This is a genomic window from Roseomonas sp. CAU 1739, from assembly GCF_039839775.1.
Classification (GTDB): Bacteria; Pseudomonadota; Alphaproteobacteria; order Acetobacterales; family Acetobacteraceae; genus Neoroseomonas.
Genome location: NZ_JBDOQQ010000006.1, coordinates 129,416 through 142,993 on the forward strand (window position 1 = coordinate 129,416; position 13,578 = coordinate 142,993).

Consider the following 13,578-nt stretch of genomic DNA (forward strand, 5'->3'; position numbering starts at 1 on the left):
AGCCGCTGCATTGCGCTGCCGCAACCGACGCTGCGGCATGGCAGCCCCGCAGGACGCTGCCTCTTGAATCGGCGCCGGTCGCGCCGAAGCGGAAGGGGTGGGGCCGCGGCGGAGGGGGCGAATGCCGCGGCCCCGCCGCGCGTCAGGCAGCCCGGGGGGTGGTCTGCCGGCCGGCATCATTGGCCGGGCGCGGATTGAAGCTCGGCTCGAAGACGCGGCCGATGTCGAAGCGGTTCATGCCGATGTCGCGCAGTTCGCGATCCGACAGGGCGCGCAGCGCGTTGTAGGTGGCGACGCGCTGCGGCAGGGAAGCGACCAAGTGGACCGCGCTGCGCAGCCCGCCGAGAATCCAGGAGGCCACGGCTTCGTCACGCGCCGCAACGGCGGCCAGGCGGATTGCCTCGGCATCGGTCTCGCGGCGGGAGGCGGCGGCGGCTTCCGGCAGCAGCAGGGCGGCCTCGGCCTTGGTGAAACGGTCGTCCATGATAAGTGTCCTTCGTCTGGGTGGCGCCTCGTTCCGGGCGCCAACCTTTCGCAAACGCAATCTAGATGCATCGACGCCACAGGTGATGCGCCAAGGCCACGAATGAGCCATGCATAGAACGCGGTGCTTCCTGTGGATGCGAGCAATTTTGGCGTAACAAGGATCACAGCCCTGTCACCGACCGAACGCCTTGCCGCCCTTCGCGCCCGCCTCGCCGAGGCCGGGGTGCAGGGCTTCATCATCCCTCGCTCCGATGAATATCTGGGCGAATACGTGCCGCCATCGGGCGATCGCCTGGCATGGCTGACCGGATTTACCGGGTCGGCCGGCATGGCGATCGTGCTGCCGGATCGCGCCGCCGTCTTCACCGATGGGCGCTACACGCTGCAGGTGCGCGAGCAGACCGACCCGGCGCTGTGGGAGTGCCGGCACATCACCGATGAACCGGCGAGCGCTTGGCTGAAGGCGCATGCCCAAGACCTCGCCATCGGCTACGATCCCTGGCTGCAATCGGTGCCGGCGATCGAACGGCTGACGGTGCCCGGCGTGCATCTGGTGCCGCTGGCCGCCAATCCGCTGGACGCCGCCTGGACGGATCGCCCGGCCCCGCCGATGGCGCAGGCGGTGCCGCATCCGCTGGCCCATGCCGGCAAATCCTCCACCGACAAGCGCGCCGACGCCGCCGCCGCGCTGCGTGAGGCCGGCGAGGCGGCGGCGGTGCTCGCCGATCCGCATTCGGCGGCCTGGCTGCTCAATATTCGCGGCGGGGACCTGGCGCATACGCCGCTCGCGCTGGGTGTCGCGCTGCTGCATGCCGATGCGCGGGTCGAGCTGTTCATGGCCCCGGAGAAGGTCGGCGCCGATACCCGCGTGCATCTGGGCAACCAGGTGGTGGTGCGCCCGCGCGAGGAACTGCCCCGCGCGCTCGATGCCCTGCGCGGCAAGCGCGTGCGTATCGACGGCGAGGCCACTCCTGCCTGGTTCAGCCATTGGCTGCGCGAGGCGGGTGCCGAACTCAGCCCCGGCGAGGACCCCTGCCGCCTGCCGCGCGCCTGCAAGAACGCGACCGAGCGCGACGGCGCACGCGCTGCGCATCGGCGCGACGCGGCGGCGATGGCGCGCTTCCTGTGCTGGTTCGCGGCCGAGGCGCCGAAGGGCGGGCTGACCGAGATGTCGGCCGCAGCACAATTGCTGGCCTTCCGGCGCGAGGTCGCTCTGTTCCGGGGGGAATCCTTCCCCGCCATCTCCGGCGCGGGCGAGCATGGCGCCATCGTGCATTACCGCGTGACGCCCGAGACCGACCGCCGAATCGCGCCGGACGAAGTCTATCTGATCGATTCCGGCGGGCAGTTCCTCGATGGCACGACGGACATCACGCGCACGCTGTGGACGGGACCGGGGTCCGCGCCGGCTGTCATCAAGGACCGGGTGACGCGGGTGCTGAAGGGCCATGTCGCGCTGGCGACGGCGCGCTTCCCGGCCGGCGTGGCGGGGCCGCATCTGGATGCGCTGGCGCGGCGGCCGTTGTGGGATGCGGGGCTCGATTTCGACCATGGCACCGGGCATGGCGTCGGGTCCTTCCTGTCAGTGCATGAGGGCCCGGTCGCCTTCAGCCGGGCGGCCAAGGTGGTGCCGTTGCGGGAGGGGATGATCCTGTCGGATGAGCCGGGCTTCTACGCCGCGGGCGAATACGGCATCCGGCTGGAGAACCTGGTGCTGGTGGTGCCGGCCGAATTGCCGCTGGCCAATCGTCCCTTCCTGGCGTTCGAGACGTTGACGCTGGCCCCCTTTGACCGCGCGCTGATCGACCCCGAGCTGCTGACGGAGGCCGAGCGGGGCTGGCTGAACGCCTACCACGCCCGCGTGCTGGCCGAAGTCGCGCCGCAGGTGGATGCGCCGACGGCGACCTGGCTGCGCGCCGCCTGCGCCCCGCTGTGATGGCGCCGCCCGGCATCATCGGCGCCAGGGAATCAGAAAAAGGAGGGGGATCGGGGGAGTTCTCTCCCCCGACCTTTTGTCACGCCTCAATTACCGGCGCCGCCATGCGGCGGCGTGGCTTGCGCGCCATGCGCTCCCGGCCCGCCGGCATGACGCGATGACCCTCGCCGGCCAGCGTGTCCTGCTCGTCTATGGCCTGCTCGGCGATGTTGCTGCGGCGTTCCACCCTTTCGGGTTGGAATACATGCAGCCCTTGGCGGAATGGCTGCGCGGCCAGGGGGCGGTCGCCTCGGTGGTCAAGCTGCGCACGGCGGAATCGGTTTCCGCCAATGCCGCGCGGCTGCGGGCGGAGATCCTGGCCGATCCGGCGCCGGCGCTGGTGATCGCCCACAGCAAGGGCGGGCTGGAGGCGCTGGCGGCCCTGTTGGATCCGGCGGCGCAGGCGCGCTGCGTCGGCTTCCTGGCGATGCAGTCGCCCTTCTATGGCAGCCCGGTCGCCGATGTGGTGGTCGGCGCCAAGCCGCTGGAGGCTGCCGCCGGTGGTCTGGCGCGGCTGTTGGGGATCGGGTCGGAGGAAGGCGTGCGGGACCTGACGACCCAGGCGCGGCGAAGTTGGATGGCCGCGGCGGAGGCACCCATCCAGCGACTTGTTGCCGCTCTGCCGGTTGCCTGCCTGGCGACGGCGCTGGAGGATGGCGAGGCGCGCGGGCGCGAACGCCTGCACCTCGCTGCGTCGCAATGGATGGAGAAGCGCGGCTATGGCCCGAATGACGGGCTGGTGCCGGTAGACAGCGCGCTGATCCCTGGAGCACGCCATGTGGTGCTGCCTGGCAGCCATATCGCGAGTGTCAGTCGTGGGCCGGGGCGCGATCCGGTGGCGGTGATGCGGGCGGGGCTGGAGGCGCTGTCGGTGCTCTGACCGGCTGCCGCTACCGCGGCGACCCTGCCAGCAGCCGGAACCCGAGGCCGAGGAACAGCGTCCCCGCCGCGCCATCGAGCCAGCGCCCGGCGGATGATGCGCGCAACCGGTCCGCGATGCGCGCCGCGCCGGCGATCAGCACGGCGAAGAAGGGAACGGAGATCAGCGGCAGCAGCGGGCCGAGGATCAGCATCTGCACCCAGGGCGCGCTGCGCGCCGGATCCACGAACAGCGGCACGAAGGCGAGGAAGAACAGCCCCACCTTGGGATTCAGGAGATTGGTCAGGAAGCCCTGACGCCAGGCAGCGGACAGGGACGCGGTCGGTGCGCCGCCGTCACCCAGCCCGCCCTGTCCGCGCAGCGCCGCGCGGATGGCATGGAAGCCAAGGTAGAGCAGGTAGAGCGCGCCGATCACCCGCAGCGCGGTGAACAGCACCGGATTGGCGGCAACCAGCGCTGCGACGCCGGCCGCGGCCGCGAGGATATGGACGGAGGCGCCGGTGAAGACGCCCAGCGTTGCCGCCCAGCCGCGCCGCGCGCCGCCCGACAGCGTCTGGCCGAGCACGAAGGCCATGTCCGGCCCCGGCGTCAGCACGAGCACCAGGCAGGCCAGGAGGTAACCGGAGAGCAGGCTGGGATCGACGGGCATGGGTGGCGTGATGAACCACCCATGCCTCATTCGTCCAACGCATTGTCCTGATGGGGTGCATCAGGCTGGTTGATGGGCTGCTACGCCCCGTGGACGGCCAGCGTCACATCCACATTGCCGCGCGTGGCATGGGAATACGGGCAGATCTTCTCATGCGCCTCCTTCGCCAGGGCTTCGAGCGTCGCCTGGGGAATGGACGGATCCTCGACCTTCAGCGTGACGGCCAGGCCGAAGCCACCACCCTCGCGCGGGCCGATCGAGACGGCGGCGGTGATCGTCGCATCCGCCGCATTCACCTTGTGCTGCCGGCCGATGAAGTCGAGCGCACCACCGAAGCAGGCGGCATAGCCGGCGGCGAAGAGGTGTTCCGGCGTCGCCGTGTTGGGCTTGCCGGGGCCGCCCATCGCCTTCGGCACCGACAGGTCCACCGACACCATGCCGTCATCCGAAGCGGTATGGCCGTTGCGGCCGCCCTTGGCGGTGGCGATGGCGGTGAATTTCGGGTCGATCTTGTCCATGGATGCCGTTCTCCGATGTGCTGGCCCCCATGAGGTGGGCCGTGAAACGGCATCGGCAAGCCGGGCGGGGCATTGCCCACCCCGCAATGGACCCTGGCCCGCGGTCTTCTGGCGTGGCTGCCGGGCTACATGCCCGACATGGCGCGGTACTCCGCTTCGGTCAGGATGCGCAGGCCCAGTTCGGCGGCCTTGGTCGCCTTGGATCCGGCATCGGCGCCGACCACGACAAAGTCGGTCTTCTTCGACACCGACTTCGTGACCTTGGCACCGAGGCGCTCGGCCTGCGCCTCCGCCTCGTCGCGCGTCATCGTCTCGAGCGTGCCGGTGAAGACGAGTGTCTTGCCGGCAAAGGGGCTGTCGGATGCGGCGGCGGATTCGGCGGGCAGCGGCGGGGCCTGCGCGACCAGGTCGTCCAGCGCCGCCACCGCGCGGGGTTCGGCGAAGAATTCCACCAGCTCCTCGGCGATGGCGGGGCCGATGCCCTGGATCGAACCGAGTTCCTCGCGCGCCTCCGATCCGATGACATGGGCGGCGATCATCCTTTCGCGCCACTCCGCCAGCGTGTGGTAGTGGCGCGCCAGCAGCTTGGCGTTCTGTTCCCCGATGCGGCGGATACCGAGCGCGAAGATGAAGCGTTCCAGTGCCACGTTGCGCCGCGCCTCGATGGCGTCGAGCAGCTTGGCCACCTTGCGATCCCCCCAGCCTTCCAGGGCGAGCAGGGCGTCGCGGTGATCGCGCAGGCGGAAGATGTCGGCGGGGCTCTTCACCAGTCCGCGGTCGAACAGGAGCTGGATGTTCTCCTCGCCCAGCCCCTCGATATCCATCGCGCGGCGCGAGGCGAAATGCTTGAGCCGTTCCACCGTCTGCGCCGCGCAGATGAGGCCGCCGGTGCAACGGCGCACCACGTCCTCCCCGTCGCGGATCGCGTGGCTGCCGCAGACCGGGCAGGTGGTCGGGAAGGCGAAGGGCACGGAATCGGCCGGGCGCCTTTCCAGCACCACACCGAGGATCTGCGGGATCACGTCGCCGGCGCGCTGCAGGATGACGGTGTCGCCGATGCGCACATCCTTGCGCGCGATCTCGTCCTCATTGTGCAGCGTCGCATGGCGGACGACGACGCCGCCCACCGTCACCGGCTGCATCACCGCGCGCGGCGTCAGCGCGCCGGTGCGGCCGACCTGGATCTCGATGTCCTGCAACACCGTCGTCGCCTGCTCGGCGGGGAATTTCCACGCCGTCGCCCAGCGCGGCGCACGGCCGACGAAGCCGAGGCGGCGCTGCCAGTCGAGCCGGTCAAGCTTGTACACCACGCCGTCGATATCGTATGCGAGGACGGCGCGCTGGTCGCCCATGCCGCGCTGGAATGCCGCTGCCGCCGCCTCGCCATCGAGCATCGTCGAGAGTGGATTCACCACGAAGCCCCAATGTTCCAGGCGCTTGAGGAAGTCGTGATGGCTGTCGGCCGGTGGCTCGCTTGCCGCGCCCATGGCGTAGGCGAAGAGCTTGAGCGGGCGCGACGCGGTGATGCGCGGGTCGAGCTGCCGCACCGATCCCGCAGCAGCGTTGCGGGGGTTGGCCGGCACGACGATCGCGTCGCCCAGCTTCTCGCCGCGCGCGCGGCGCGCTTCCCGGTCGGCCAGGGCCTGTTCCTGGGTGGCGCGGAAGGCGAGGAATTCCGCCTTGTCCATGAAGACCTCGCCGCGGATCTCGATGCGGGCGGGGAAGGGGGCGTGCAGGCGCTTCGGCAGCGAGGCGATGGTGAGAAGGTTCGGCGTGACGTCCTCGCCCTCGGTACCGTCGCCGCGCGTCGCACCTTTGACGAAGACGCCGTCCTCATACAGCAGGTTGATCGACAGCCCGTCGATCTTGGGCTCGCCGACGAAGCGCAGCGGTTCCTCCGGCGCCAGGCCGAGGAAGCGGCGGATGGAGGCGCAGAACTCGCTGAACTCGGTGTCCGAGAAGACGTTGTTCAGCGACAGCATCGGCTCGCCATGGCGCGACTTGGCGAAGCCCTCGGCGGTGGCGGCACCGACGCGGCGGGATGGGCTGTCGCTGCGGATCAGCCCGGCGAAGCGCGTTTCGATCGCGCGGTTGCGGCGCACCAGCGCGTCGTAGTCGGCGTCGCTGATCTCGGGGGCGTCTTGGCCGTGATACAGCGCGTCGTGATGGGCGATCTCGGCGGCAAGCGCGGCGAGTTCGGCGGCGGCCTCGACTTCGGTGAGGGATTCGATGTCGCGGCTGCGCAGCGTGGTCATGTCCAGGCCTCGGCGGCGAAGGTGGCGGCGGCCGCTCCGGGCGGGATGCCCGAGGCGGCGCCGGGGACGATGTAGACCGCCACGGCGGCGGCGTCGCCCCGGATGGCTGGTGTCATCGCGGCTGTTCGGCGGCGAGGTTGAGGAAGTCCTGTTCGACGACGGCGAAGGCGACGACCGGTTCGCCACGGCTGCCGAGGCGGCGATAGAAGGCGTGGGCGGCGATGTTGCCGGGCTTCGCCGTCAGCCAGAGATGGCGCGCGCCCCGTGCATGCCCCTGCCGCGCGAGGGCTGCGAGCAGGGCGCGGGCGACACCCTGCCTGCGATGGGCCGGCACGACGTAGAGATCGCCGACATAAAGCCCGTGTTCGGCGTGCCCTGTCTCGTAGGTGTGATGCGCCGTGACGTAGCCGATCAGGCCATGACCGGGCGCTTCGGCGACCAGGACGATGGCGCGGTCTTTGTCGATCAGGTCGCGCCGCAGGTCGGTCGGGGTGATCGGGTCGCCCTGGTCGCTGTTCATGGCTGCGATCAGCCGTTCCAGCGCGGCTGCATCGCTGCCCGCCGCCCTGCGCACCGTCACGGCGCTGCCCGCCGGCGATTGCCGCTTCCGGCCATCATCGAGCTTGCGGCAGCCGCGTCGCGCCGCTAGCGGCGAGCCGCGCGATCTCCTCCTCGGTGAAGCCCGCGGCCTGCAGCACCGTGGCGCCATCGGCGCCGAGGCGCGGTGCGGGCAGCCGCTCGCCGGTCGCGCTCGCCGACCAGCGGGGCCCGATGGCGGGGCGGTTCAGCCGGCCCTCACTCGGATGATCCTCCACCTCGAAGAAGCCCGTGGCGCGCAGATGCGGGTCGTCGAACAGCGCCGCCAGTTCATTGACCGGCATGGCCGGGATGTCGGCCTCCTGGAAGAAGGCCATCCATTCCGCCGTGCTGCGTTTCGCCATGGTTCCGGCGATCATGTCGAGGATTTCGTCGATATGCGCGATGCGCGCGCCATGGTTGGCGAAGCGCGGGTCGGTCGCGACAAGATCCGGCATGCCGAGCCCGGCGCAGAAGCTGCGCCAGTGCTTGTCCGTATAGACCATGGCGCAGATCCACCCGTCGCGCGTGCGATAGGGCCGCCGCCCCGGCGACAGCATGCGCGCATAGCCCCCGGCATCGATCGGCGGATCGAAGGTCAGCCCACCGAGATGGTCGCCCAGCACGAAGGGCAGCATGGTCTCGAACATCGGCACGTCCACCCGCTGTCCCTGGCCGGTCCTTTCCCGGTGCAGCAGCGCTGCGGAGATCGCGCCCGACGCGGCGAGCCCGACGATGCGGTCCACCAGGCCCAGCGGCACGTAGCGCGGCGTGCCGTCGCCGATGCGCGCATTCAGCGCGGCAACGCCGGTCGCACCCTGCATGAGATCGTCATAGGCGGGCAGCGCGGCATAGGGACCGTCCTGCCCAAAGCCGTAGACACCGGCATAGATGATGCGCGGATTGACCCGCGCCACGGCGTCGTAGCCGAGGCCGAGCTTGTCCATCGTGTGGGGCCGCAGGCTGTAGACCAGCACGTCGGATTGCGCGGCGAGGCGCAGCGCGGCGTCCCGCCCCTCCGGCTTCTTGAGATCGAGCACGAGGCTCTGCTTGCCGCGATTGGTGTTGAGGAAGATCGGCCCCATGCCCGCATGCCGCGACGGCCCGATGTGGCGGACGATGTCGCCTTCCGGCGGCTCCACCTTCACCACCGCCGCGCCCATGTCGGCGAGCGTCTGGGTCGCATAGGGGCCCATCAGCGTGGTGGTGAGGTCAAGGACGCGGATGCCGGCGAGCGGACCGGCGGCGGGCTGCGCGATGCCGTCCTCCGGGGTTGGGGGAGATGGGCTGTTCATGCTGGTGGACAAAGGAAGCACATCCTCGAAAACTGGGTCAAACGAGCCGGCCCGGACCGGCGGGGAGAAGGCGGATCCATGGGCATGCGACTGAACAGGCGCGCGTTGCTGCACGGTGCGGCGGCCGGGTTGGTGGCGGGGCGGGCATCGGCGCAGCCGGCCTGGCCACGGCAGGCGGTGCGGATCATCGTGCCGGCGGCCGGCGGCGGCTCCTCCGATCCGCTGGCGCGCTTCGGCGGCCAGGAGTTCAGCAAGCGCTTCGGCCAGCCCTTCGTCATCGAGAACCGACCCGGCGCCGCGGGCAATGTCGGCATGACGGCGGCGGCGCGCGCACCGGCCGACGGGCATACGCTGTTGTTCAGCTGGGCCGGGCCGCTGGCGACGAATCTCGCGCTTTATCGTGACCTGACCTTCAACTCGCAGCGGGACTTCGAACCGATCGTGCGCTTCGGCTCCATTCCGAACGCGATCGTGGTGGGGAAGAACTCACCGGTTACGACGCTTGCGGAATTCATCGCGCTGGCACGGGCCAATCCCGGGACGGTCAGCTACGGGTCCACCGGCAGCGGCAGTTCCATGCATCTGGCCGGCGCCATGCTCGCCGCGGCGACGGGCACGCAGTTGACGCATGTGCCCTACACCTCGCCGGCGGCGGCGACGACGGATGTGATCGCGGGGCGGCTCAACGCCATGTTCCTCGGCGCGCCGGGCACCGTGCCGCTGAGCCAGTCCGGCGAGATCCGTGTCCTGGCCGTGCTGTCCGAGAAGCGCGCCGCCGTCCTGCCCGACGTGCCGACCACTGCGGAACTGGGATATCCGAGCGTGGTGATGGGCACCTGGTTCGCCTGGCTGGCGCCCAAGGGGACGCCGCGGCCGATCATCACCGCGCTGAACGCGGCGGTGAACGAGGTGCTGGACAGCCCGGGGCGCGACTGGCTGCTGCAACGCGGGTTGGAGATCGATGACGGCGCGGCGGGCGGTCCGCCGGAGAATCTGCAACGCTTCCTGGCCAGCGAGATCGAGCGTCACGCCGCGCTGGTGCGTTCGGCAGGGATCACGGTGGATTAGAGCGGATCGCGTTCAGATGGAATCATCTGGACGCGTGAAGATGCTCTCAAAGCAATAGGCTGAAGCATGTGGCGTGAGCGCATGCGAACGCTGCATGCTCAACGGCGGATCGCCTCTGTCGTGCGGGCACACCCGTGGAGAACCTGGCCCATAGGGCGTCCCTCCATGCCGGCGAAAAGACTGCACCATCGAAACCCGGGATCACGCGCATGGGACGGGAGCGGGGGTGGGAACGCCTCCATTCCTCCTGTCATCGCCCATCCGCGAGCAGGCTTTCCGCCGCCGCGCGTGCTGCATCGGTGACGCGTTCGCCGGCGAGCATCCGCGCCAGTTCTTCGCGCCTTTCGCTTTCCGGCAGGGTTTCGACACGGGTTTCCGCCCGCCCGCCCTTCACCTGCTTGGCGACGCGCAGATGCGCCGCACCACGGGCGGCGACCTGCGGCGAGTGCGTGACGACCAGCACCTGCAGCCGTTCCGCCACGCGGGCGAGACGTTCGCCGACAGCGGCCGCGGTGGCGCCGCCAATGCCGGAATCCACTTCGTCGAAGACCAGTGTGGGCACGGGCGATCCACGGGCGAGCACCACCTTCAGCGCGAGCATGAGGCGGGACAGTTCGCCGCCCGACGCGATCTTCGCCAATTGGCCCGGCGTCTGGCCCGGGTTGGTGGAGACCAGGAAGGCGACGCGGTCCTGCCCGTCCGCACCCCAGGCGCTTTCCTCACGGGCGGCAATGTCGATGGCCAGCCGCGCGCGGTCGAGCTTCAGGGGCGGGAGTTCCTTGGCGACGGCCTTCTCCAGCCGGGTGGCGGCCTCGCGGCGGGCTTCGGTGAGCGCGGCGCCGGCCGCGAGGTAGGCGCGGCGAGCGGCGGCCTCGTCGCGTTCCAGCGCAGCAACGCGGCCGGATCCGGCATCGAGGGCTTCTAGGCGGGCGCGCAGGTCGGCGGCCAGCGCGGGCAATTCCACCACCGGGACGGAATGCTTGCGGGCGGCCGCGCGCAGGGCGAACAGGCGCTCCTCGACGACCTCCAGGCGGCGGGGGTCGGGGCCACCCTCCTGCAAAAGGCGGGACAGAGCGGATTCGGCCTCGGCGAGGGCGTCCTGTGCGGCGGCGAGTGCGACGAGCGCCGGCTGCGCATCCTCGTTGGGCGGTGGCAGGCGCTCGAGCGCGCGGGCGGCCTCGCGCAAGGCGCGGGCGGGGGAAGCGGCGCGGCGGTCGCGCGGGGTGAGTTCGCCGATGGCCGTGGCGATGGCCTCGGCACGGCGTTCGCCCTGCTGGAGGCGCTGGCGTTCGGTGGCGAGGCGGTCCTCCTCCCCTTCCTCCGCGGCCAGGTCCTTGAGCTCGGCGACCGCGTGGCGGAGCCATTCCTCCTCACGCTGGGCGGCGGCGATGGCGGCGCGGGCCTCGGCCAGGCGCTTCGTCGCGGTGCGCCAGGCGGACCAGGCCTCGGCGGCGGCTCCGCGGCGGGGTTCCAGCGCGCCGAAGGCGTCGAGCAGGCCGCCATGGGAGGCCGGGTCGGCAAGGCCGACCTGGTCGTGCTGGCCCTGCACTTCGACCAGCAGCGCGCCGAGGCGGCGCAGCAAGGCGACGCCGACCGGCTGGTCGTTGACGAAGGCGCGCGACCGTCCATCGGCCTGCACGACGCGGCGCAGCACCAGATCGTCCTCGGGTTCGATGCCTTGCTCGCGCAGCAGGTCGAAGGCCGGGTGGCCGGTGGGGGGGTGGAAGGCTGCGGCGACCGAGGCCTGGGGCTGGCCGGCGCGGACCATGCCGGATTCGGCGCGCTGGCCAAGCGCGAGGCCAAGGCTGTCGAGCAGGATCGACTTGCCCGCGCCGGTTTCGCCGGTGAGGGTCGTCAGGCCCGGGCCGAAGGCAAGGTCCAGGCGCTCGATCAGCACCACATCGCGGATGGCGAGGCTGGAGAGCACGGTTGCGCCGTGCCCTACGCTAAAACAGCCAGTTGAGCGTGCGGGTGAAGAAGCCCGGGCGATCCTGCGCGGCCGCCGGTGCGCCTTCGACCAGCAGCGCGTAGGAATCCTGGTACCAGGGGCTGCCCGGATAGTTGTGGCCGAGCACCGAGGCGGTGCGGCGCGCTTCATCGGTCAGGCCAAGCGAGATGTAGATCTCAGTCAGGCGGTGCAGCGCCTCGGGGACGTGGTTGGTGGTCTGGTATTCGTCGACCACGCGGCGGAAGCGGCCGATGGCGGCGGTGGACAGGCCCTGGCGCTGGTACCAGCGGCCGACATGCATCTCGCGCCCCGCCAGATGGTCGCGGCCGAGGTCGATCTTGAGCCGGGCATCGCGGGCATAGGCGGTGTCGGGGAAGCGGTTCACCACCTCCTGCAACGACGTCATGGCGGTGATGGTCTGCTGCTGGTCGCGTTCGGAATCGTTGATCTGTTCGTACTGCGCCAGCGCCCGCAGGTAATAGGCATAGGCGATGTCGCGATGCGCCGGATGCAACTGGATGAAGCGGTCGAGCGCGCCGATCGCCTCGGTGTAACGATTGCGGTGGTATTCTGTGTAGGCGGCCATCAGCTTGGCGTTGGTCGCCCAGGTGGAATACGGGTGTTCGCGTTCCACCGCGTCGAACAGGTCGACGGCGCGCTGATAGCGGTTGTTGCGCAATTCCTGCATGCCGGCGGCGTAGAGCGCCTCCGGCGACTGGTCGGCGGCGTCGGCGGGCGCCGTATTCGGCGCGAGCGACGGGTCAGCCCCGGTTCCCTGACGGAAACTCGAGGATCCGCAGCCGGCCAGGACCGCAACGAGGAAGATGGGCAGGAATCGACGGAACATCTCGGCAGCCATGATATCGCGCCGCTCTATATCATGCTGATGGGTGAAGGCGCCAAGCCGCCCCGGTCGGCGAGGCGGATCAGGCGATGGCCGGGGCGGCGGCCGCCCGCATCGGGGAGGCCGAGACGCCCTCGGCAAACACGGGCAGGCCGGCGAAGCGCCAGGCGGAGGCATCGGCGAACAACGCGCGCAGCAGGCGGTTGTTCAGCGCATGGCCGGACCGGCTGCCGCGGAAGCGGGCGCGCAGCGGGGCACCGGCCAGCGCCAGGTCGCCCACCACGTCGAGCATCTTGTGCCGCACGAATTCATCGCTGCGGCGCAGCCCGCCTGGGTTAAGCACCAGCGGGCCATCCACGACCACGGCATTGTCGAGGCTGCCGCCCTGGGCCAGGCCGGCAGCGCGCAGCCGCGCGATGTCCTCGGCCAGGGTGAAGGTGCGGGCATCGGCCAGCCCGTCGCGGAAGCTGCGCTCGGTGATGCGCATCGTGACCGCCTGGCGGCCGATGGCGGTGTTGGGGAAGTCGATCTCGAGCTCGGCGTCGAAGGCGGCCTCGCGGGCGGGCAGCAGCTCGGCGAAGGCACCGCTCGCATCCTCGACCCGGATCGGGCTCAGCACCTCGATCGTCGCGCGCGGCGCGGCGGTGGTGGCGATGCCGGCGCAGTCGATGAGGAAGACGAAGGGCGCGGCCGACCCGTCCATGATCGGCACTTCGGGGCCGTCTACATCGACGATGGCGTCGTCGATGCCACAGCCGGCCAGCGCCGCCATGACATGCTCGATGGTCGAGACGCGCGCCGCGCCGTCACCGAGCGCGGTGCACAGGCGGGTATCGCCGACGCGGTCGAACAGGGCTGGAATCTCGATGCCGCCAAGGTCGATGCGGCGGAATACGATGCCGGTGCCGGCCGAGGCCGGGCGCAGGGTCACGGTGGCACGGTGACCGGAATGCAGGCCGACGCCGACGCACCCGATGGGTGCCTTCAGCGTCCTGCGCCGCCCCGTCTCGACCGTGATGAAACCGTCCATAGACCCGTCGCCTTTCCTGGGTGATCCAACCCGCGCTGCACGGCCCGATCGGGG

General features: G+C 70.6%; 12 protein-coding genes. 3 read left to right on the forward strand and 9 right to left on the reverse strand.

The annotated features are described in order from the left end of the window. Window positions 1-142 precede the first annotated feature (142 nt). Window positions 143-484, reverse strand: coding sequence for a DUF1127 domain-containing protein (locus AAFN86_RS12220; RefSeq protein WP_347543603.1), 342 nt, complete (start codon window positions 482-484; stop codon window positions 143-145). Between the two features lie 132 nt (window positions 485-616). On the opposite strand from AAFN86_RS12220, the gene AAFN86_RS12225 reads away from it, so the two are divergent. Together AAFN86_RS12225 and AAFN86_RS12230 are read left to right on the forward strand one after the other, a co-directional pair. Further along, window positions 617-2,422, forward strand: coding sequence for an aminopeptidase P family protein (locus AAFN86_RS12225; protein WP_347543742.1), 1,806 nt, complete (start codon window positions 617-619; stop codon window positions 2,420-2,422). Window positions 2,423-2,579: 157 nt separating this feature from the next. Further along, window positions 2,580-3,341, forward strand: a complete 762-nt coding sequence (locus AAFN86_RS12230; RefSeq protein ID WP_347543604.1) for a hypothetical protein — start codon at window positions 2,580-2,582, stop codon at window positions 3,339-3,341. 10 nt (window positions 3,342-3,351) lie between these two features. Here AAFN86_RS12230 and AAFN86_RS12235 read toward each other — a convergent pair whose 3' ends face one another. The 5 genes from AAFN86_RS12235 to AAFN86_RS12255 form a co-directional block, all read right to left on the reverse strand. Next, complete coding sequence (locus AAFN86_RS12235) at window positions 3,352-3,990, reverse strand: LysE family translocator (RefSeq protein WP_347543605.1); 639 nt, start codon at window positions 3,988-3,990, stop codon at window positions 3,352-3,354. Window positions 3,991-4,070: 80 nt separating this feature from the next. Next, window positions 4,071-4,508, reverse strand: coding sequence for an organic hydroperoxide resistance protein (locus AAFN86_RS12240; protein ID WP_347543606.1), 438 nt, complete (start codon window positions 4,506-4,508; stop codon window positions 4,071-4,073). A 125-nt stretch (window positions 4,509-4,633) separates the two neighbouring features. Beyond that, window positions 4,634-6,763: an NAD-dependent DNA ligase LigA gene (gene ligA, locus AAFN86_RS12245; protein WP_347543607.1), complete on the reverse strand. Its 2,130-nt coding sequence runs from the start codon at window positions 6,761-6,763 to the stop codon at window positions 4,634-4,636. A gap of 112 nt (window positions 6,764-6,875) precedes the next feature. Beyond that, entirely contained in the window at window positions 6,876-7,343 is a 468-nt protein-coding gene (locus AAFN86_RS12250) for a GNAT family N-acetyltransferase (protein ID WP_347543608.1), read from the reverse strand. A 34-nt stretch (window positions 7,344-7,377) separates the two neighbouring features. Beyond that, entirely contained in the window at window positions 7,378-8,646 is a 1,269-nt protein-coding gene (locus AAFN86_RS12255) for a CoA transferase (RefSeq protein ID WP_347543609.1), read from the reverse strand. 72 nt (window positions 8,647-8,718) lie between these two features. Between AAFN86_RS12255 and AAFN86_RS12260 the strand changes: the two genes are divergently transcribed. Further along, entirely contained in the window at window positions 8,719-9,702 is a 984-nt protein-coding gene (locus tag AAFN86_RS12260) for a tripartite tricarboxylate transporter substrate binding protein (RefSeq protein ID WP_347543610.1), read from the forward strand. A 250-nt stretch (window positions 9,703-9,952) separates the two neighbouring features. On the opposite strand, the gene recN is transcribed toward AAFN86_RS12260, so the two are convergent. The 3 genes from recN to lpxC all read right to left on the reverse strand — a co-directional run bounded on the left by recN (window position 9,953) and on the right by lpxC (window position 13,524). Continuing rightward, window positions 9,953-11,629: a DNA repair protein RecN gene (recN, locus tag AAFN86_RS12265; protein ID WP_347543611.1), complete on the reverse strand. Its 1,677-nt coding sequence runs from the start codon at window positions 11,627-11,629 to the stop codon at window positions 9,953-9,955. Window positions 11,630-11,648: 19 nt separating this feature from the next. Then, on the reverse strand, window positions 11,649-12,509 hold the full coding sequence (locus AAFN86_RS12270; protein WP_347543612.1) for an outer membrane protein assembly factor BamD: 861 nt from the start codon (window positions 12,507-12,509) through the stop codon (window positions 11,649-11,651). A gap of 67 nt (window positions 12,510-12,576) precedes the next feature. Next, window positions 12,577-13,524, reverse strand: a complete 948-nt coding sequence (gene lpxC / locus AAFN86_RS12275; protein ID WP_347543613.1) for a UDP-3-O-acyl-N-acetylglucosamine deacetylase — start codon at window positions 13,522-13,524, stop codon at window positions 12,577-12,579. Window positions 13,525-13,578 lie beyond the last annotated feature (54 nt).